Genomic DNA, 17,277 nt, shown 5'->3' on the forward strand with positions numbered 1-17,277 from the left:
TCCGGCGCAGCACGAGAAGGCGTGTGCGAATGACCCGATCATCAGCGCCGCAATCGGGGGCGGTCGTCAAGAGGGACGAAAGTGCCGTCTGGCTGATGGCGTCGACTTTCTGCTTCCCGCCCTTGAAGGTGCTGTAGATTGCGGCAGGTCGCGTTTGAGGAGACATCATGATTCTGGTCTGCGGCGAGGCGCTGATCGATCTGTTCGTCGCTGCGCCGGATCGCGGCGAGATGCCGGCGCGAGCGGTTCCCGGTGGTTCGCCGTTCAATGTCGCGATCGGTCTCGCCCGGCTCGGCATCGAAGCGGGGTTTCTCGGAGGCGTTTCGCGCGATGCGTTCGGCTCGCTGCTGGCCGAGATGCTGGCCCGGGAAGGGGTCGATTGCGGCTATCTGGTACGAACGGACCGGCTCAGCACGCTCTCCGTCATCGCCACCGACGACAATGGCCACCCCAGCTATAGCTTCCATGGCGAGGGCGCCGCGGACCGCTCTCTGCTGCCATCCGATCTGCCCTCCGAACTGCCCGGCACCGTCGAGGCGCTGGCTTTCGGGTCCTACACCATGGCGGCCGAGCCGGTGGGGCCGAGCCTCGCCGCGCTGGCCGAGCGCGAGAAGGGCAGGCGGTTCATCAGCGTCGACCCCAATTTGCGACCGACGGCGCCCGGCGGGCTGGCAGGCTGGCATATGGCGGCCGAGCGCTTCTACCGCGCCGCGAACCTGATCAAGGCCAGCGAGGAAGATGTGCGGATCGGCTGGGACGGGCAAGTCACGATCACTGAGGCCGCCGCCTATTGGCTCGATCTCGGCGCGCAACTGGTGGTCATCACCGAGGGGGAGCGAGGCGCGACGGCCTTCTCGTCTGCCGGGCGGATCTCGGTGCCCGGACGGCCTGTCACGGTTTGCGATACGGTTGGCGCCGGGGATGCCTTCCATGCGTCGCTGCTGGCGCGGCTCGCCCAAACCGGCCGATTGCACCCGTCGGCGCTGGCTGAACTCGATATCGCATCCGTTCGCGAATTGCTGGTCTATGCCAGCGCCGCGGCGGCGCTTTCGGTCACACGCCGGGGCGCGGTCTTGCCGACCGCCGCGGAGGTGGAGGCGTTGCTGTCGACGCCGGCGTAGCTGCCATCGTCGGCCGCGCAGGCGAGCGCCATTCCCGCTCAGGGCACGCGGCTCAGTTCGAGGCGCTGCGGCGGCCCCAGGACGCGACTGGCGGTCGAGATGGTTCGGACGCTCGTCGGATTCCGATGGATTTCGGATATCCGGATCAGACGCGCGCTTTCGAGGTCGTGCTGCCACAGATCGGGCCTCTCCGGCTCGGCAGATTCGGCCACGCAACCGGTAAAGGCGAAGGACCGGTAGATGGGAAAGGCATAGGGCTCCCACCCATCCGACCCCATCGGACTTGGCCGTTCCATGATCCACTCGGCGGTGGCGCCGCTGATGCGCAGGCCCGCCGGCACCGAGGCGTCGAAGGCCTGCAGGATGATGCCCTTGCTGACGTTCTTCAGATTGCAGCGCACCGTCGCCTCGTCGCGCACCGCGATGATCGCGCTGATCTTGTCACGGGGATCGACGGGCAGTGCGAGCTCCTGAATCGGGAGATCCAGCCCCCGCGCCCACCATTGGAACCAGCTCGAATACTCGGCATGAGGGACAGGTTCCGTGAGCCAGCGCTGCCGCGTGCCGATCTGAGGGAGAGAGGAATCCGCATAGAGCCTCTGCCCGTCGAGCCCGATCCAGGTCGAACTCTGGTATTCCGGGGCGGTTCCGCCGGGCGGTGCGGAGACCTCGGGCACAGTCCAGTTCGCCATGACGGAGACGAAGCTGCGGCCGTCACGGGGTGTCACATAGCCGCCGGACCAGTTCATGCTCTTCTGCACCGGCCTGGCGGCTTGAGCGGCAAAGCGCAGAATTTGCAGTCGCGGGGCCACGTTGGTGGCCTTGGACGCGCTGAGAAACCGCAAGGGCGGAGCGTTGGGGCGCCGGCGCAGGAAGGCCCGGCGAAATGCTGCTGCCGCCGGATTGGCCCTGAATTCCGCCGGGGTCGGCAGGCCATAGCACTGCAATTCCCTGTCGCTCGCATCCGCGGGATCGAAGGTCTCCGGTGGCAAAGGATAGGGCGCGATGGCGCCGTTAGGCGGGTCGGCCATTGCCGTCTCCTCACTCTGCTTTCCATTCGGCGGCGGCCTTCGTCACGGTCTCGCCGAATGATTTGAGCGTGTAATGATCCGCGCTCTGCCCGGTGTCGCTGTGCTCCGACAGTTTCGCGAAGGCCGCGGAGGCGATTGCGGCGCCGGCTTCGGAATCGCTTGGAAAATGCAGTCCGGCGATCTCGCGGTTGCGCGCCACACGTCGTGCGAGCGCCATGAGCGTTTCCGTCAGGGCTGTCCGGTCAGCCTGCGGCAGTGCCGGAGTCACGATCTTCAGCATGTGCGCCATGCAGGCTGCCATGAGATGCGCCTGGGTGGCATGGCCGCTGGGATAGGACGAATGGCCGGGTACGGGGATCGGCGGCATCAGCGCGGGGCATTCCCAGGATGGGCGCGGGCGCTGGAAGACCTGCTTGTAGTAGAGGGCACTGAAAGACGCGACCAGGCTGGCGATGTGCAGGACCCGGAAGGTCTGCGGATGGGAGGCCGGCGTCATCGCGAGCGCCGCCATGAAGGTGGAGATGAACTCGCCATCCTGCACGAGTATTTCGCCCAGGGCCGACGCGCGCTCGTCGCGCGCGGCGGCAAGCAGGTTCTTGATCTCGCGCGCCTGCCTGGTTTCAGCCCCCTCCTTGCCGTTAAGGCCGATCAGGATGTCCGCCAGCGTGTCGTTCAACTGGTTGGTGTTCCAGTTCGTCGCGGCGAACTCCGTCAGCCCCCGGAAGGCATACCAGCGCGCCGCCCAATGGCGATCTGCAAATGTCGCCGGTTCGCCGCCGACGGCAGCGTTCATGAAAAGGATCTTCTTGTAAGGCCCAGATGCCGGGTCGAGGCGGATATGCACCGATTTCTGCAGATCCCGGATCCGTCCACCAGCCGCCGTGGTCGACTCCATCGAGAACGGAAAATCGGCCCGGTCGGGTACGAACCAGTTTCCGTCGTCGCCGCTGATGCCGGAGTTTCCGGTATTGCCGGTGTTGCCGGTATTGCCTGTATTGCCGGTCATCGCATGAACCCCGCACGGTTGCTGTTGCGGCAAACTCGTTAGGCTTCGGCTCAGTCAGGCAGTCCTGCCTTCCGTAAGTGCCCGATCCACGTCTCAAGAATAGGTGGGGCGAACGGGCAGCGCGGCGCGTAAGGCGTCAGTCTAAAATCGGGCTGGAGCAAGAGAAGGCGATCGGCGGCGCTCGCTGCCTCCCGGTGTCGTCCTGCTGCGACCAGGCTGGCGGCAAGCGTACGCAAAGTAAAGCGGATTGAAGGATTATGCGCAACAGCACTGCGCGCCCAGCCGACCGCCTGATCATAGTCGCGGTTGATATAGTGCGCCTGGGCCAGGATGCCCTCGTGCCAGAAGCGATAGGGATCTGCGGGGGCGAGGCGCTGTCCGGTCTCGCCGTGCTGGACCGCCAGCGAGCCGTCGCCGACGAAGCCCCGCGCGGCGCTGCTCATCGTCCAGGCCATCGCCACGCTTGGCCCGGCCTCGATCGCCTGGTCGAGAAAGCGTTGCGCCGTAACGGCATCGCGCAGGAAGAAGGCCTGGACGTGCCCGTAGATCGCAAGTGCGAGCGGGTCGTTGCCGTCGCGCTCGATGGCGGCCCGCGCCCGGTCGACCGCCGCCTGCGCGTCGCCATCGGGATCGGGCGAGCCGAGTTCGCCGACGCGGAAGACATGCCACAGCGCAGTGTAGGTGAAGGGGGGAGCGTAGGACGGGTCGAGTGCCATCGCCTGCTGCAGCAGACCGCGCGCCCGGGCAAAGCTGTCGGAATCCATCTTGTAGAGCAGGTCGAGCGCCTGGAGCAGCAGGTCGTAGGCGGTCATGTTCTGCGGGTGCTGACGCAGGGCGCGCCGCAGCTCGCGCTCCCGGACATGGGGCGCCACGGTTCTGACGAGCTTCAGCGCGATGCGGTCCTGGAGGTCGAACAGCTCGCTGACCTTGCCGTCGTAGTGATCGGCGCTGACCACCGCGCCGTTCTCGTTGGCGATGAGTTCGGTGCTGATGCGGACGCGACTGTGAGATAGCGAGACGGTGCCGTCCATGACATAGCGGACGCCGAGCTTGCGCCCCACAGAGACCGGGTCGGCCCGCTGCCGGCCGAATTCCAGCGTCGATCCGCGCGAGATGACGAACAGTTCCTTGAGCCCCGACAGCGACTGGATGATCGAGTCCACGACGCCATCGGCGATGGAGACCTTGAGCGATCGGGTGCCGTTCATGCGGAACGGCAGAACGGCGATGGAGGCCCGCGCATCGGCGCCGGCGTGGCTTTCGCCGATCTTGCGGGCTGGAACCGGCCCAGGCTCGGAGCGGAGGGCGAAGACGCGCACCGGGCGCTCGTGATTGCGCAGGAAGATCTCCCCCATATCGGAGCCGAGCACCCTCTCCGCCATGTCGAGCTGCTCGAAAACAGCTTCCGAAACGATGACGCCACCTTGTTCCGCATAGGATTGCAGCCGGGCGGCGACATTGACGCCATCTCCGAAAATATCGTCATTCTCAAAAATGACGTCGGCAAGATGGATGCCCATCCGAAATGCGATCCGCAGGGAGATGGGCTGATCGGTAGTGGCTGCCGCGAGCGCCTGCTGGAGCGACAGGGCGCAGTGGGTCGCCGTGGACGCGCTATCGAACGTGGCGAGAAATCCGTCGCCGGTGTTCTTGACGATCTGTCCGTCATGCTCGCGCACGCAAGGATCGATCAGACCGGCGCGCAGGCTCATCAGCCGATGATGCGTCGGTTCTTCCGCCGCCTCGCTCAGGCGCATGTAGCCGACCACGTCGGCTGAGAGAATGGCGGCCAGGCGACGTTGCATCTTCGCTGACGCTCTCGCACCTGAAACCGACCCCGCAGGGGCCGGGTTCACCATGATGGATCAAGCCTTGTCGATGCTGGCATGAGAGTGGTGCGAGGTCCACCGCAAGCGTCGCCCGACCGATGCCTGGGTCATGAAGCGAAAACGCGGCGGTTGTCCGCCAATGCAGAACGATCGCGATTTGGTCTCCGGGCTGGAGCTCCTGCTGTTGGGGCAGCCGGAGCCGGCTGGCAAGGCTGTCCGCCTGCGACTATTTCTTCGAAGCGGTATAGAGCATCTCCATCCGCGACAGCCCGATGTCGCTCAAGGTGTGTTCGTCGAGGGGGGCCGGGTCCGCCTCGTGGCGCCAGAGGATATGGGCCGGGTTCAGCCAGCGAAGCAGGCCCGCGGCGGCGCGCGCCGACGGGCTCGTCGGCGATGCTGCTGCCGCGCCGTCGCGCAGCGAGGCCGGAACTGCTAGGCTTGAGACTGCATGAGAGGGGTGCAGAGCGTCGTGCACGATTGAGCTCCGTTCGGTCGGGCTCTCACCGAGGTCGCGGGATGCGGCCGTGGCGGCCTGTCGCGACGGAGTTCTCTACCGATCGGCACGCCGATTCTGTGCGCTGGATCACACAGGATCAGGCTGCGCCGGAAAACCGAATGTCGGAGGCGCCAGATGAATGACGGGCCTCTTCGTATCGTGAGCCTCCTGGCGGTGAACCCGTTCTTCGCAGGTTTGCTCCCGGGAACGCTGGAAGAGATCGCACTCGTCTGCCGCCCACGGCATCTCGCAGCGCGCGAGGTGCTGTTCCTGAAAGGCGATCCGGGCGATGGCCTCTATGCCATCCGGCGTGGCCTCATCCGCATCGGCACGACGAATGATCTGGGGCAGCAGATGACGGTCAACCTGCTCGGAGGCGGCGACATCTTCGGGGAAATCGCACTTCTCGACGGCCGCTCGCGAACGGCTGATGCGGTGGCGATGGAAAATACCGAGATGTTCTTCCTGCCCCGCCGGGATTTTCTAAAGCTGCTCGCGACCGACACTGCGCTTTCGTTGCAATTCATCGAGCTTCTCTGCGCGCGGCTGCGGGACGTCCTGCAGCGCATGGAGGAGACGACCTTCCTGCCGGCGGCAATGAGGCTGGCCCGGCGCATCCTCACGCTCGCGATCGACTACGGAACGGAGGTGCATGCGACGCAGGACGAACTGGCATCGCTCAGCGGCATCACGCGCGAAACCGTGAACCGCCAGCTTCAGAGCTGGAAGCGGATGGGCGTCATCGAGCTCGGGCGCGAACGCCTGACGATCCTCGATATCGAAGCGTTTCGCAGGCTCGCGAAGGTCGCTGCGCCGAAGCCGAGCCCCGGCAGCGCCTGAGCGGCTCTACGCTTTTCCGGCGACGACGAGGGAATAGATCGCGACCGGCCGATCATATCCTTTCAGGACCCGCGCCTCCAGCGCGACAAGGGGCAGGCGCGAACCTACCGATTGGGCCGCTGCCCGGTCGCAAAGAACCTCGAAATCATCCGCGATCGAACACAGGCGCGAGGCGAGATTCACGACATTGCCGATCGCGGTGTAGTCGAGGCGGCCTTCCGAGCCGATCCGGCCGACGGTCGCCGGGCCCATCGCAAGGCCAACGCCGAATCCGAGGCGATGGTCGAGGCTGTGCCGGCTGGCCAACAGCTCGTGCACCCCGATTTGCATGTCCCTGGCCATTTCCAGAGCGCCCAGTGCGGGGTCATCACAGGGCACCGGCGCATTGAACAGCACCATCGCGCCATCGCCGGAGAAGTTCGTCAGCGTGGCCCCGTGGGTGGCGACCACGGTTTCCAGGGTCGAATAATAGTCTCCGAGCATGCCGATGACGGTCTCGGGCTCGGCACGCGCCGAGAAGGCGGTGAATCCCCGCAGATCGCAGAAGGCGACGACCACGTCGACGCGCCGCCCGTCGAGCAAGTGATCGTCGCCGGTCCGTTCGACGAGTTCCGCCACTTGCGGGGCGAGAAAGCGCTTCAGCCGGTTGATGCGCTCCGAGCGCTCCTGCGAGACTGCCAGCTCGCTCGCCATCTCGTTGAAACGGGTCGCCAGCCGTTCGAACTCATCACCCGTCTCAAGGTGAATCCTATGCTCGAAATGTCCGGCGCCAATGCGGCCGACGCCGTCCTCCAGCAGCATGATGGGTTCGACCATGCGTCGGGAGAGCCAGTAGGCGAGCATGGCGGCAAGGCCCGCACCGGCAATGAGCAGGGCGATCGTGCGCCACAGGGCGGCGTAGATCGGGCCGAAGGCCTCGACGACGGGTTGCTTGACGATGACGCTCCAGTCCACGCCGGAGATCGGCGCCGTCGCAGCGAGCACCTTGCCTCCCGTCACGTCCCGGCCAGCGATCGCTTCCCCCGGGCGGGTCAGGATCGAGGCCCGCAGGTCCCGCAATGGCTTCGTCGCGGCTTCATCGGCGCGCAGGACCAGGCTGATATCGGGGTGGGCGATGAGGCGGCCCGGCCGGTCGAGCACGAAGGCTTCCCCCGTACGCCCCACCTGTATCGCCGAGATCACGTCCCAGATGAGCTTGAGGTTGACTTCGGCCATGGCCACGCCGGCGCTTGGACGGTTTCCGGCGACTGCGATGGTCATGAAGGGCTCCGAGCCGCGCTGAAACGTGACGGGGCCGAACCAGGTACGATGCGAGCGCGCACCCGCAACGGCCGGCTCCCCGGACTGGTCTCTGCCGCTCTCGATTCTGTTCAAGCCGATGCGAGACAGGAACAGCCTCTCCCGGCCGGCTGCGTCGACCAGGCTGAGACTTTCGATGGCCGGCACCTGACGCAGCACGAGAAAGGCGTCGAGCCTGCGCTTCTCATCTGCGCTCTCCGGCCAGGGCAGCAGTACCGCCCATCCGAGCTGATCGCGAATCCCTTCGATGAAATCCTGAATTTTGGCTGCGGCTCCCCTGGCCTCGGCGTCGAGCATATTGTTCAGCCCGGTGCGCTGGTCGCGATAGCCGAACCATGCTTCGACGCTGCCGGCGAAGAGCAGCGGCACCACGACGGCGGCAAACAGGGCGAGGAAATACTTCCAGAATAACGATATGCGAGGCGCCGCTGGCTTGTTGGACATCGCGTTGGCTCGCTCGGCGGTTCACCGGCCGGGGTTATTCGATCACGAAGTCGGCGCTGCTCAGAAGCGAAGGTGGGACCGACAGGCCCAGGGCATTCGCAGCCTTGAGGTTGATGAACATCTCGACCTTGGTGACGCGCTGGACCGGCAGCTCCGAAGGTTTCATTCCTTTCAGGATACGGCCGGCATAGATCCCGGTGTGACGGTGCGACTGCTCGAAATCGCCGCCATAGCTCATCAGCCCGCCCGCGACGGGAAAGTCGCGGGATTGCGTGATCGCGGGCGTCCCATGGGCGGCGGCGAGCGCGGCGAGCTGCGGGCTGCGATAGGCGAAATAGGGGTCGGAGGTGAAGACGAGCCCGCCCGCGCCGGCCTGAGCCGCGCCGGCGAAGAGCCCGCCGAATTCCTGTTCCATGCTCGCCGTCAGTGGGTGCAAGGCGAGCCCCAGGCTGCTTGCGGCACTGTTGAGGTTCGCCAATTGCGAGTTCGAGGTCGGGCTGGCCGGGTTGACGGCGATGGCGAAGAGCCTGGCGTTCGGCAGCAGCTCCGCCATGAACTCCAGGCGCTTGCGCGAAACTTCGACGCTCAGGCTGGACACGCCGGTCAGGTTGCCGCTCGGCCGGGAGAGGCTGTCCACAAGCCCAAGGGCTACGGGATCTCCACCGAGCTCGAACACGACCGGAATGGTCGTGGTTGCCGATTTCGCAGCGAGCGCGACCTCGGCGCCGCCGGGCGCGACGATCACGCTCGCCCGGCGACCGACCAGATCTTTCGCGAGCGCCGGCAGGCGCTGATACTGGCCTTCCGCCCAGCGGAAATCGATTGCGACATTGTGCCCTTCGGCAAATCCGGTTTCGGCCAGCCCGGCACGGAAGGCGGCAAGGCGGCTGGCGTAACGCTCCGGGGTTTCCGAGCCGAGATAGCCCAGCAAGGGCATTGCGGGTTGCTGCGGGCGGGCGGCGCTGGCCCATGCCGCCGCGCCGCCGGCTAGCACGAGCATCCGGCGCCGGTTGATACGGTCGCCGAGACCGACCAAAGCGAAGGGCAAGAAGCGCAAGGCACTCTCTCCTGCCGACATCGTCCATTCATCTGGAGCGGCGGGATACTACCGCAGTCACGCGGCACACGCATAGTCGCGTTGGGCCCCCGAAGCCGGGAAGCCGTGCCAGGCCCTGCAGCTTTCTCAGCGACCCCAGAGGCAGATGACGTTCGGCTATGCTGCGTCGCAGCGGGGCCGCCGGAGCCAATCTCCCGTTCAGCTGCCGTCGAAAACACGCCTGCGCGCGTTTTCGAGATGGAGCTGCATGGCCCGGCGCGCGGCGGCCTCGTCCCCCAGCTCGATCGCATCGAGGATCGCCTTGTGCTCGCGCTGGACGCTCAGGAGGCGCGGCCGTGGCTGGATCAGCGAGAGGTTGCGGTTCAGATTGATCCCGGTGGCGATCTGCTCATGCAAGGCGTTGAGCGTCGTCACGAAGAAATGGTTGCCGGTGGTTTCGGCAACGGCGCGGTGAAAGGCGATGTCTTCCTCGACGCCGAGCCGGCGCTGTTCGCTGACGATCTCCAGCGCGATGAAGGCATGGCGCAGTTTCAGGAGGCCGTCTTCGTCGCGCATCTTCGCGGCCAGCGCGGCAATTTCCCCCTCCACGGCGATCCGGAAGACGAAACAGCGCTGGATGTCGGCGATGCTGCTGATCGGCGCGAAGCTGCGGACATCGGGCGCCGGCCGGCGCAGGACATAGGAGCCCGACCCGCGCCGCGATTCGACCAGACCGTCCTCGCGCAACCGGCCCAGCGCTTCGCGCACGATGGGGCGGGAGACTGCCAGGCGCTCGGCAAGCTCGCTCTCGGAGGGCAGCCGCGCCGCGACCGCGAACTCCCCCGTGATGATCTGACTCAGGATATATTCGTAGACGCGGTCGCCGAGTTTGCCGGTGCTCATTGTCTCCGCCGTGGATTAGTCCTGATCGCGTCAAGCGCATGTCGCCGCGCAAGAGTCGGCTTGCATTCTGAGAATGCTACTTTACAACTTATTTTACAAATTATAGGCGTTTCATTGAAGTGTGCTGCAACCGGCGCCGTACCGCTTTGGACTCGCAGGTCGATGCTGCGAGTGGGCGGCGCATCTCTTCGGGAATGAACCGATGCCCAAGCTCAAGCCGGAAACGCGCGAGAAGCTCCGCACCGTCTCCGTCGCCACGGTCTGCACGGCGCTCTTCAAGCGCGGCTTCCGCAACCAGTTCATTCAGGATGTCCGGCCGCTGAGCCAGGATACGGGCACGATGGTCGGCGAGGCCTTCACGCTGCGCTATATCCCGGCGCGCGAGGATCTGAACCCGCTCTCGGTGTTCCAGGACCGGGCGCATCCGCAGCGCAAGGCGGTCGAGGACTGTCCGCCCGATGCGGTAATGGTGATCGACAGCCGCAAGGATCCGCGCGCGGCTTCCGCGGGCGGCATCCTCGTCTCGCGGCTGATGAAGCGGGGCGTTGCCGGTGTCGTCACCGATGGCGGTTTCCGCGATTCCCCGGAGATCGCGCAGTTGCCCTTCCCGGCCTATCACAACCGGCCGGCGGCGCCGACCAACCTGACGCTGCACCAGGCTGTCGATATCAACGTGCCGATCGGCTGTGGCGATGTCGCCGTCTGGCCGGGCGACGTCGTCCTCGGCGATGGCGAGGGCGTCGTGGTCATCCCCGCCGATCTCGCCGATGAGGTGGCGGAAGAGGCGGTCGAGATGACCGCCTTCGAGGACTTCGTCACTGAAGAGGTGATGAAGGGCCGCTCGATCCTCGGCCTCTACCCCGCGACCGAGGAGCAGACCAGGATCGACTTCGCCGCGTGGCGCAAGGCCAGGAGCCGATGAAGGTCTCCCGCTGCAGCCCGAAGCGTAACCCGGCTCAGACCGTCTCGCCGACCGCCTGCAGATAGAGGTCGAGGATCGCCTCTTCCTCCTTGCGCTCCTCGAGGTCGCGCTTGCGCAGAGCCACGACCTTGCGGAGCACCTTGACGTCGTAGCCGTTGCCCTTGGCTTCGGCATAGACCTCCTTGATGTCGTCGGCGATCGTCTTCTTCTCTTCCTCGAGCCGCTCGATGCGCTCGACGATGCTCTTGAGCTGATCGCCCTGAACCGGATCGTCCATCTGATATCCTTCCGGGGTATGAAAATTCGGCGGGCAGCGTTCGCCCGGATTGGGGCAGGGCGTCAAGCCGCAAACGCCCGGCCCTCAACAGCTGTGATGCCGCAATTCCATCAGGCGAAGCACCCGAGAAAAGTATGACTTAATCGCCATAATGCAGATGACGCCGACTTTCGCGCGACCTAAGAAGGATCGAGAGAACTGCCGCGATCAACGGCCGCGCCGGGTGGAAATGGGCAACGTGCACAGTCCTGCAACCGAGACAGCGAAGCTGCGCGAGACGGCGCGGAAGATCTACGACGCCGCGGTATCGCGGGCTCATCCGTCCGGATGCCTGCCGCAGCATCTCCCAACCGCCCCGGTGACCGGCCGCCTGATCCTCCTCGCCGCTGGGAAGGCCGCGGGCAGCATGACCGCGCTTGCGGAAGCGCACTATCTCGATGGCGGCTTTCCGCCCGAACGGTTGCTCGGCCATGCCGTTGCCCGACACGGCTACACCGCTCCGACCCGACAGATTCCGATGGTCGCCGCCGGCCACCCCGTGCCGGACCAGGGCAGCATCGACGCCGCCGAGTGCACGCTGGCATTGGCTGCCACCGCGACCGCTGACGATCTCGTCCTCGTCCTGCTCTCTGGCGGCGGCTCGGCCAATTGGGTCGCACCCGCGGGTTCGCTGGCACTGGCGGAGAAACAGGCGGTCAACAAGGCCCTGCTGCGTTCTGGTGCGCCGATCGGCGAGATGAACATTGTCCGCAAGCGCCTGTCTCGCATCAAGGGCGGCCGGCTCGCGCTGGCAGCCGCTCCGGCGAAGCTGCTGACGCTCGCGATCTCAGATGTTCCCGGCGACGAGCCGACGGCTATCGCGTCGGGCCCGACCGTCGCCGATCCTTCGACCACGGCCGAGGCCCGCGCCATTGTCGCGCGCTACGGGCTCGATTTGCCGCCGGCAGCACGCGCCCTGCTCGACGACCCCGCAAACGAGACGCCGAAGCCTGGTCACCCGGCCTTCGCCAACAGCGAATTCCGCATCATTGCTCGCCCGGCCGATGCGCTGGCCGCCGCCCGCGCCGCCGCCGAAGCCGCTGGCTATGAAGTGCACGATCTCGGCCCCGATCTGGAAGGCGAGGCGCGCGAGGTCGCGGCGGATCATGCCGCACTTGCACGCCGCCTGAAGCGCGAGGGCAGGCGGGCTGCGATCCTCTCCGGCGGCGAGCTCACTGTGACGCTGCGCGGCTCCGGCCGGGGTGGCCCGAGCCAGGAATATGCGCTGGCGCTGGCGATCGCGCTGATGGGCGAGCCCGGCATCGTCGCGCTGGCCGGCGACACCGACGGCACCGATGGCGGCGGCGGCGAGCCGACAGATCCGGCCGGTGCGCTGATCGATCCCCAAACTTTGGCCCGCGCCGCCGAGATCGGCCTTGATCCCGCCCGATCCCTCGCCGAAAACGATTCGACCGGCTTCTTCGAAGCGCTGGGCGATTTGCTGCAGCCGGGGCCGACCCTGACCAATGTCAACGACTGCCGCGTGATCCTGATCGAGCCGTGAGATTTCCTGGACCTCAGCGACTGGGCCTTCTGACCGCCTGCTGCGTTGCGGCCTTCATCGCGGGCGCCCTGCCGGCGAAGGCGGATCTGCGCATGTGCAACACCACGTCGAGCCGGATCGGCGTCGCCATCGGCTACCGCGACGCGCAGGGCTGGACCACCGAGGGCTGGTGGAACATCAGCCCGCGGGGCTGCGAGACCCTGTTGCGCGGCACGCTTGCGGCGCGCTTCTATTACGTCCACGCGGTGGATTACGATAAGGGCGGGGAATGGACCGGAAAATCGGTCATGTGCGTCCGCAATAAGGAATTCACGATTCGCGGCATCGAGGACTGCCTGGCGCGCGGCTATGATCGCGCCGGCTTCTTCGAGGTCGATACCGGCGAGCAGAAGAGCTGGACCATCCAGCTCACCGATACCGGCGGGGCTGCGCCGCCGCGGCCCTGACCGGAATACCGGAACAGGGCCGTCGCGACGGCAACGATCGGGGCGGGTGCTTACCGGCCGCTGGGCGGAACGAAGGTGCTGACAGGCCGGAACCGAAAGCGGGCCGGCTTCATGGGGACTGACAATGAAGCGTGAACGCCGGATCAAGATCATCGCCACCCTGGGGCCGGCATCGTCGACCGAGGAGATGTGCGCCAAGCTGTTCGAGGCCGGCGTCGACGTCTTCCGCATCAATATGAGCCACACCCAGCGCGAGACGCTGGCCGAGAAGATTGCGATGCTGCGCGGACTGGAAACCAAGTTCCGGCGCCCGGTCGGCATCCTTGCCGATCTCCAGGGTCCAAAGCTGCGCGTCGGTCAGTTCGGCGGCGATGGCGGCGCGATGCTGGAAAAGGGGGCGATCTTCACTCTCGATTCAGACGCTGCGCCCGGTGATGCCAAGCGCGTCCACCTGCCCCATCCCGAGATCCTGAGCGCGCTGGAGCCCGGCCATAACCTCATCCTCGATGACGGCAAGCTGCGGCTCGTCGTGGAGAGCGCCTCGGAAAAGGAGGCGGTCACGCGCGTCACCGTCGGCGGGCGCCTGTCATCGCGCAAGGGCGTCAGCCTGCCCGACACCACCATTGCCGTATCGGCCATGACCGAGAAGGACCGCGCCGATGCCGAGGTCGCGGCCGAGGTCGGCGTCGACTGGATCGCGCTTTCCTTCGTGCAGCGTCCCGAAGACATGGCGGAACTGCGCAAGATCGTGCGTGGCCGGGCGCTCGCGCTGGCCAAGATCGAAAAACCTCAGGCCGTGCTGCGGCTGGAGGAGATCATCGATGCCTCCGACGCGATCATGGTGGCGCGCGGCGATCTCGGCGTCGAGATGCCGCTGGAGAAGGTGCCGGGCACGCAAAAGCGCATGATCCGCATGGCGCGGCGCAAGGGCAAGCCTGTGGTCGTCGCGACGCAGATGCTGGAGAGCATGATCACCAGCCCGGTGCCGACCCGCGCCGAGGTCTCGGACGTCGCGACCGCGGTCTTTGAGGGCGCCGACGCCGTAATGCTCTCGGCCGAGAGTGCCGCCGGCCAATATCCGGTCGAGGCCGTGACGATGATGAACCGCATCGCCGAGGAGGTCGAAGGCGAGACGGTCTACCGCTCGATCCTGGAGGCGCAGCGCACCGAGCCCGAGGCCACCGGCGCGGATGCCATCGCCAAGGCCGCCCACGAGATCGCGGAGACGCTGCATCTCAAGGCGGTCTGCGCCTGGACCTCATCCGGCTCCACCGCCTTCCGCATCGCCCGGGAGCGCCCGAATTCAACCGTGATTGCACTGACGCCGAACCGCGCCACGGCGCGCCGCCTGACTCTGGTCTGGGGCGTGCACGCCATCGTCACGAAGGATGCCAGCGACGCCGACGATATGGCCTTCCGCGCCTGCAAATTTGCGGTGCGCGAGCACTATGCCAAGCTGGGCGACCGGATCATCGTCGTCGCCGGCGTCCCCTTCGGCACCCCTGGCGCGACCAATATGGTCCGCATCGCCTTCATCGCGCAGGAGCACGTCGCCAAGGCTTGAGCCGGGCGGGGGAGAGGGCGGCCACGCCGAGCGTCAGGCGTCGCGCCCGTCGACCTCGCTCTTCAGCGAGTCCACCGCCTTCTTCACGGCATCGAACTGCGGATAGAGCGCCAGCGCCTTGCGGAAGGCGATCATGGCGCCCTTGTCGTCTCCCTGCTGGCGCAGGATCATCCCCAGCCCCATCATTGCGCCGTAGTGACGCGGCTCGCGCTTCAGCGTCTCGCCGATATCGATCATCGAGCGGATCGAATCGCCGGCGAGATAGAGCGCGTTGGCGCGCTGGTTCCAGGCCTCGGCCCAGTTGGGCTGCAGAGCGATGACGCGGTCGAGCAGTTCGATCGCGAGTTCCGTCTGCTTGTCCTGCAGGGCCTGCTGCGCGCGACTCATCAGGAGATCGGCTGTATCGGAGCCGGACCGGGCCCAGCGGCGCTGGATCAGCCGGGCGACGCCCTCGGCCTCTTCCTGTGTCGAAGCGTCGTGAAGTCGTTCGAACAGCCGATCGAGCGTCGCAGCCGGACTGCGTTGCGGGCTGGGAGGCGTGACGGGGTTTTCGGCCTTATCGGACGGTGCGACTGCGCCCGGCCGCGGCGATCCGGCCGTTTGAGCAACGACTGCGTTTGCGCCGAGAGCACCCGTTAAGGCCAGCCCCACAGCAAGGACGGAAGGCGAGGGAAAGCGCTTCATGCCGGGGAGTGTAGCCGCCGGGCACCGCAGGTCAAATCACGCCGAGGCGAGCACGCAACGCAAAAAGCGGGCGCGCCGGCTGGCGCCCCGCTTTGCAAGGTCCGGTCAGGTTCTGCGCGATAACAAAAGTGTAGATCGCGGTCATCGCGTCCAATAGGACGCGCGGCGATCTAGGTCGCGCAGACGCTCAGCCCTGGCGCGCCTTGAAGCGCTTCTGGACCTTGTTGATGATGTAGACGCGGCCCTTGCGGCGAACCAGCTGGTTGTCGCGATGACGCGCGCGAAGCGACTTCAGCGAATTGCGAATCTTCATTGTCTCAACTCCATCGACCCGTCCTCGCGGACGCGCCGGTCAAAAACCTTCAGCCTGCGACGCGGGTTCTGTCAGCATCGGCTATCCCGAAAACCGGGTTCCAGTTTTCGGGCCGATGCATGGGAGCCCTCGCCGCCCATGGCAATGGTGCGACTGATGCGATGCCGGCTGTATACGGATTTTTCGGCGGACCGCAAGTGCGAACACGGTGCCGGAAGCGCTTGGCCATGCAAAAGCCCGACTGTGTCTGCTTTGACGGCAGCTAGGTTGGGAATCGCCCGGCCGCCCGATCCAAGGACCTGAACATGCGCCTATCGATCCTCACTCTCTTCGCGGCCGCTCTGACGCTCGGCGCCTGCGGCAACACCGTCGAGCAGCGTATCGGCGGCGCGGCCGTCGGTGCCGGCACCGGAGCGATCGTTGCCGGTCCGGTCGGAGCCGTGGTGGGCGGTGCGGCCGGCGCGGTCACCGGTCCGTCCGTCTCGCGTGCGGTTCGCCGCGCCTCTTATTGACGGCACACCGGCGTCCCACGGCATCCTGCCCTGTGCCTGTTGGGGTGCAGGGCAGCATGCCGCTTCGCCGGGCTTTGGAGCGCCCGGCTGACTGTCATCAAACTCTCATCTGGCAGCCGAATGCTGCGTGGATGTCCGATTCGCTGCGCCGCCTCCATGCCGCCGTCCTGGATTCTCGCCTTCGCGATCCGGCAACCTCGCGCACGGCGAAGCTTTTTGCCGACGGCCTGCCCAAGATGGCGAAGAAGGTTGCGGAAGAGGCCGTCGAGCTGAGCCTGGAGGCGCTGCAGGGCAACCGCCCGGCCGCCATCCTCGAGAGCGCCGACCTGATCTACAATCTGACGGTGCTCTGGACCGCCCTCGGCATAGTGCCGGCTGATATATGGGAAGAGCTGGATCGCCGGGAGCGCTTGTACGGCATGGCCGAGAAGTTGCCCAAGCGCGGCGACGGGCAGCGCAGGAAGGCACCGCGACAGCGTTCCACCGCGATTGCACCGCTGCCCTGATGATGCGGAATCGCCGACTATCCACAGCCACCGACGATTTCGGCCCTCCGGTTATTTTGAGGGTTGCCAAGACGAAACGAAGCCTTTATCTCCGCCTTCATCAGGCCAGACGCACTAGCGTCTTGACGTTCTGAGACGCGCCCGTAGCTCAGCTGGATAGAGCATCAGACTACGAATCTGAGGGTCAGAGGTTCGAATCCTTTCGGGCGCGCCATTTTTCTTGTAAGTCGCAATTGGTGCGACTGGTCGCATATAATCCGGCTCTCAGTCAGAGATAGTGCGCCCATTAGCTAGGCAGGTTAGCCGCGGCTGGTCTTCTTGCCAACGCAGAACGGCGCCACGGGCCAAGCCGCTACTTCATGATGAAGGGCACCATGGTGCTGAACGACGCTGGCGAGTTGTGCGCTTGGCCTCTCGTCGACTCCCTTGCCGCGATAGCGGACTAGCCCAATGGCGCAGCGCGCCCCTGAGTTCTTGCCAAACCAAAACGACCGCCTTGGTGGAC

At 66.1% G+C, this 17,277-nt stretch carries 18 protein-coding genes and 1 tRNA gene; 9 read left to right on the plus strand and 10 right to left on the minus strand.

Annotated features, from left to right (window positions below; translation table 11 throughout):
- Positions 1-167: 167 nt before the first annotated feature.
- Positions 168-1,121, plus strand: coding sequence for a carbohydrate kinase family protein (locus AB4Z16_RS13385; protein ID WP_441511838.1), 954 nt, complete (start codon positions 168-170; stop codon positions 1,119-1,121).
- Between the two features lie 38 nt (positions 1,122-1,159).
- Here the strand turns inward: AB4Z16_RS13385 and AB4Z16_RS13390 are convergent, their stop codons facing one another.
- From AB4Z16_RS13390 to AB4Z16_RS13405, 4 genes are all read right to left on the minus strand, one after another.
- Positions 1,160-2,152, minus strand: coding sequence for a G1 family glutamic endopeptidase (locus tag AB4Z16_RS13390; RefSeq protein ID WP_441511839.1), 993 nt, complete (start codon positions 2,150-2,152; stop codon positions 1,160-1,162).
- Positions 2,153-2,162: 10 nt separating this feature from the next.
- Positions 2,163-3,158, minus strand: coding sequence for a phosphatase PAP2 family protein (locus AB4Z16_RS13395; protein WP_441511840.1), 996 nt, complete (start codon positions 3,156-3,158; stop codon positions 2,163-2,165).
- 50 nt (positions 3,159-3,208) lie between these two features.
- A complete protein-coding gene (locus AB4Z16_RS13400; RefSeq protein WP_441511841.1) occupies positions 3,209-4,963 on the minus strand; it encodes an adenylate/guanylate cyclase domain-containing protein in 1,755 nt (584 codons plus the stop codon).
- Positions 4,964-5,213: 250 nt separating this feature from the next.
- The gene (locus AB4Z16_RS13405; protein WP_441511842.1) at positions 5,214-5,462 is read right to left on the minus strand and encodes a hypothetical protein; all 249 of its coding nucleotides are present in this window, start codon (positions 5,460-5,462) and stop codon (positions 5,214-5,216) included.
- A 156-nt stretch (positions 5,463-5,618) separates the two neighbouring features.
- Between AB4Z16_RS13405 and AB4Z16_RS13410 the strand changes: the two genes are divergently transcribed.
- Positions 5,619-6,323: a Crp/Fnr family transcriptional regulator gene (locus tag AB4Z16_RS13410; RefSeq protein ID WP_441511843.1), complete on the plus strand. Its 705-nt coding sequence runs from the start codon at positions 5,619-5,621 to the stop codon at positions 6,321-6,323.
- Between the two features lie 6 nt (positions 6,324-6,329).
- Here the strand turns inward: AB4Z16_RS13410 and AB4Z16_RS13415 are convergent, their stop codons facing one another.
- The 3 genes from AB4Z16_RS13415 to AB4Z16_RS13425 form a co-directional block, all read right to left on the minus strand.
- Complete coding sequence (locus AB4Z16_RS13415; protein ID WP_441511844.1) at positions 6,330-8,066, minus strand: cache domain-containing protein; 1,737 nt, start codon at positions 8,064-8,066, stop codon at positions 6,330-6,332.
- A gap of 34 nt (positions 8,067-8,100) precedes the next feature.
- The gene (locus AB4Z16_RS13420; protein WP_441511873.1) at positions 8,101-9,066 is read right to left on the minus strand and encodes an ABC transporter substrate-binding protein; all 966 of its coding nucleotides are present in this window, start codon (positions 9,064-9,066) and stop codon (positions 8,101-8,103) included.
- Between the two features lie 255 nt (positions 9,067-9,321).
- Positions 9,322-10,005, minus strand: coding sequence for a FadR/GntR family transcriptional regulator (locus AB4Z16_RS13425; protein WP_441511845.1), 684 nt, complete (start codon positions 10,003-10,005; stop codon positions 9,322-9,324).
- Between the two features lie 202 nt (positions 10,006-10,207).
- On the opposite strand from AB4Z16_RS13425, the gene AB4Z16_RS13430 reads away from it, so the two are divergent.
- Positions 10,208-10,927, plus strand: coding sequence for a ribonuclease activity regulator RraA (locus AB4Z16_RS13430; RefSeq protein WP_441511846.1), 720 nt, complete (start codon positions 10,208-10,210; stop codon positions 10,925-10,927).
- Between the two features lie 34 nt (positions 10,928-10,961).
- Here AB4Z16_RS13430 and AB4Z16_RS13435 read toward each other — a convergent pair whose 3' ends face one another.
- The gene (locus tag AB4Z16_RS13435; protein ID WP_038363023.1) at positions 10,962-11,204 is read right to left on the minus strand and encodes a DUF2312 domain-containing protein; all 243 of its coding nucleotides are present in this window, start codon (positions 11,202-11,204) and stop codon (positions 10,962-10,964) included.
- Positions 11,205-11,442: 238 nt separating this feature from the next.
- On the opposite strand from AB4Z16_RS13435, the gene AB4Z16_RS13440 reads away from it, so the two are divergent.
- The 3 genes from AB4Z16_RS13440 (at position 11,443) to pyk (ending at position 14,757) form a co-directional block, all read left to right on the plus strand.
- Complete coding sequence (locus tag AB4Z16_RS13440; protein ID WP_441511847.1) at positions 11,443-12,747, plus strand: glycerate kinase type-2 family protein; 1,305 nt, start codon at positions 11,443-11,445, stop codon at positions 12,745-12,747.
- 20 nt (positions 12,748-12,767) lie between these two features.
- Entirely contained in the window at positions 12,768-13,193 is a 426-nt protein-coding gene (locus AB4Z16_RS13445; protein WP_441511874.1) for a DUF1036 domain-containing protein, read from the plus strand.
- Between the two features lie 124 nt (positions 13,194-13,317).
- The gene (pyk, locus tag AB4Z16_RS13450) at positions 13,318-14,757 is read left to right on the plus strand and encodes a pyruvate kinase (RefSeq protein ID WP_441511848.1); all 1,440 of its coding nucleotides are present in this window, start codon (positions 13,318-13,320) and stop codon (positions 14,755-14,757) included.
- A 33-nt stretch (positions 14,758-14,790) separates the two neighbouring features.
- Here pyk and AB4Z16_RS13455 read toward each other — a convergent pair whose 3' ends face one another.
- Together AB4Z16_RS13455 and ykgO are read right to left on the minus strand one after the other, a co-directional pair.
- Positions 14,791-15,144 (minus strand): tetratricopeptide repeat protein, encoded by a 354-nt coding sequence (locus tag AB4Z16_RS13455; RefSeq protein WP_441511849.1) that lies wholly within the window; start codon positions 15,142-15,144, stop codon positions 14,791-14,793.
- 484 nt (positions 15,145-15,628) lie between these two features.
- Positions 15,629-15,754, minus strand: coding sequence for a type B 50S ribosomal protein L36 (gene ykgO / locus AB4Z16_RS13460; protein ID WP_038363015.1), 126 nt, complete (start codon positions 15,752-15,754; stop codon positions 15,629-15,631).
- A 305-nt stretch (positions 15,755-16,059) separates the two neighbouring features.
- On the opposite strand from ykgO, the gene AB4Z16_RS13465 reads away from it, so the two are divergent.
- The 3 genes from AB4Z16_RS13465 to AB4Z16_RS13475 all read left to right on the plus strand — a co-directional run bounded on the left by AB4Z16_RS13465 (position 16,060) and on the right by AB4Z16_RS13475 (position 16,986).
- Positions 16,060-16,266, plus strand: coding sequence for a hypothetical protein (locus tag AB4Z16_RS13465; protein ID WP_441511850.1), 207 nt, complete (start codon positions 16,060-16,062; stop codon positions 16,264-16,266).
- Between the two features lie 131 nt (positions 16,267-16,397).
- A complete protein-coding gene (gene hisE, locus AB4Z16_RS13470; protein WP_441511851.1) occupies positions 16,398-16,772 on the plus strand; it encodes a phosphoribosyl-ATP diphosphatase in 375 nt (124 codons plus the stop codon).
- Between the two features lie 137 nt (positions 16,773-16,909).
- Positions 16,910-16,986 (plus strand) — tRNA-Arg (locus AB4Z16_RS13475).
- The last annotated feature ends 291 nt before the right edge of the window (positions 16,987-17,277 follow it).

Source organism: Allobosea sp. TAF32 (assembly GCF_052113585.1).
Taxonomy (GTDB): Bacteria; Pseudomonadota; Alphaproteobacteria; order Rhizobiales; family Beijerinckiaceae; genus Allobosea.

What these genes read in the sequence shown, in the direction of transcription:
- AB4Z16_RS13395 (WP_441511840.1), bottom strand. Translation starts at nt 3,158, where the DNA reads ATGACCGGCAATACAGGCAATACCGGCAACACCGGCAATACCGGAAAC.
- AB4Z16_RS13410 (WP_441511843.1), top strand. Translation starts at nt 5,619, where the DNA reads ATGAATGACGGGCCTCTTCGTATCGTGAGCCTCCTGGCGGTGAACCCG.
- AB4Z16_RS13390 (WP_441511839.1), bottom strand. Translation starts at nt 2,152, where the DNA reads ATGGCCGACCCGCCTAACGGCGCCATCGCGCCCTATCCTTTGCCACCG.
- AB4Z16_RS13455 (WP_441511849.1), bottom strand. Translation starts at nt 15,144, where the DNA reads ATGAGTCGCGCGCAGCAGGCCCTGCAGGACAAGCAGACGGAACTCGCG.
- AB4Z16_RS13435 (WP_038363023.1), bottom strand. Translation starts at nt 11,204, where the DNA reads ATGGACGATCCGGTTCAGGGCGATCAGCTCAAGAGCATCGTCGAGCGC.
- AB4Z16_RS13465 (WP_441511850.1), top strand. Translation starts at nt 16,060, where the DNA reads ATGCGCCTATCGATCCTCACTCTCTTCGCGGCCGCTCTGACGCTCGGC.
- AB4Z16_RS13420 (WP_441511873.1), bottom strand. Translation starts at nt 9,066, where the DNA reads ATGCTCGTGCTAGCCGGCGGCGCGGCGGCATGGGCCAGCGCCGCCCGC.
- AB4Z16_RS13400 (WP_441511841.1), bottom strand. Translation starts at nt 4,963, where the DNA reads ATGCAACGTCGCCTGGCCGCCATTCTCTCAGCCGACGTGGTCGGCTAC.
- AB4Z16_RS13425 (WP_441511845.1), bottom strand. Translation starts at nt 10,005, where the DNA reads ATGAGCACCGGCAAACTCGGCGACCGCGTCTACGAATATATCCTGAGT.
- AB4Z16_RS13385 (WP_441511838.1), top strand. Translation starts at nt 168, where the DNA reads ATGATTCTGGTCTGCGGCGAGGCGCTGATCGATCTGTTCGTCGCTGCG.
- AB4Z16_RS13415 (WP_441511844.1), bottom strand. Translation starts at nt 8,066, where the DNA reads ATGTCCAACAAGCCAGCGGCGCCTCGCATATCGTTATTCTGGAAGTAT.
- pyk (WP_441511848.1), top strand. Translation starts at nt 13,318, where the DNA reads ATGAAGCGTGAACGCCGGATCAAGATCATCGCCACCCTGGGGCCGGCA.
- ykgO (WP_038363015.1), bottom strand. Translation starts at nt 15,754, where the DNA reads ATGAAGATTCGCAATTCGCTGAAGTCGCTTCGCGCGCGTCATCGCGAC.
- hisE (WP_441511851.1), top strand. Translation starts at nt 16,398, where the DNA reads ATGTCCGATTCGCTGCGCCGCCTCCATGCCGCCGTCCTGGATTCTCGC.
- AB4Z16_RS13430 (WP_441511846.1), top strand. Translation starts at nt 10,208, where the DNA reads ATGCCCAAGCTCAAGCCGGAAACGCGCGAGAAGCTCCGCACCGTCTCC.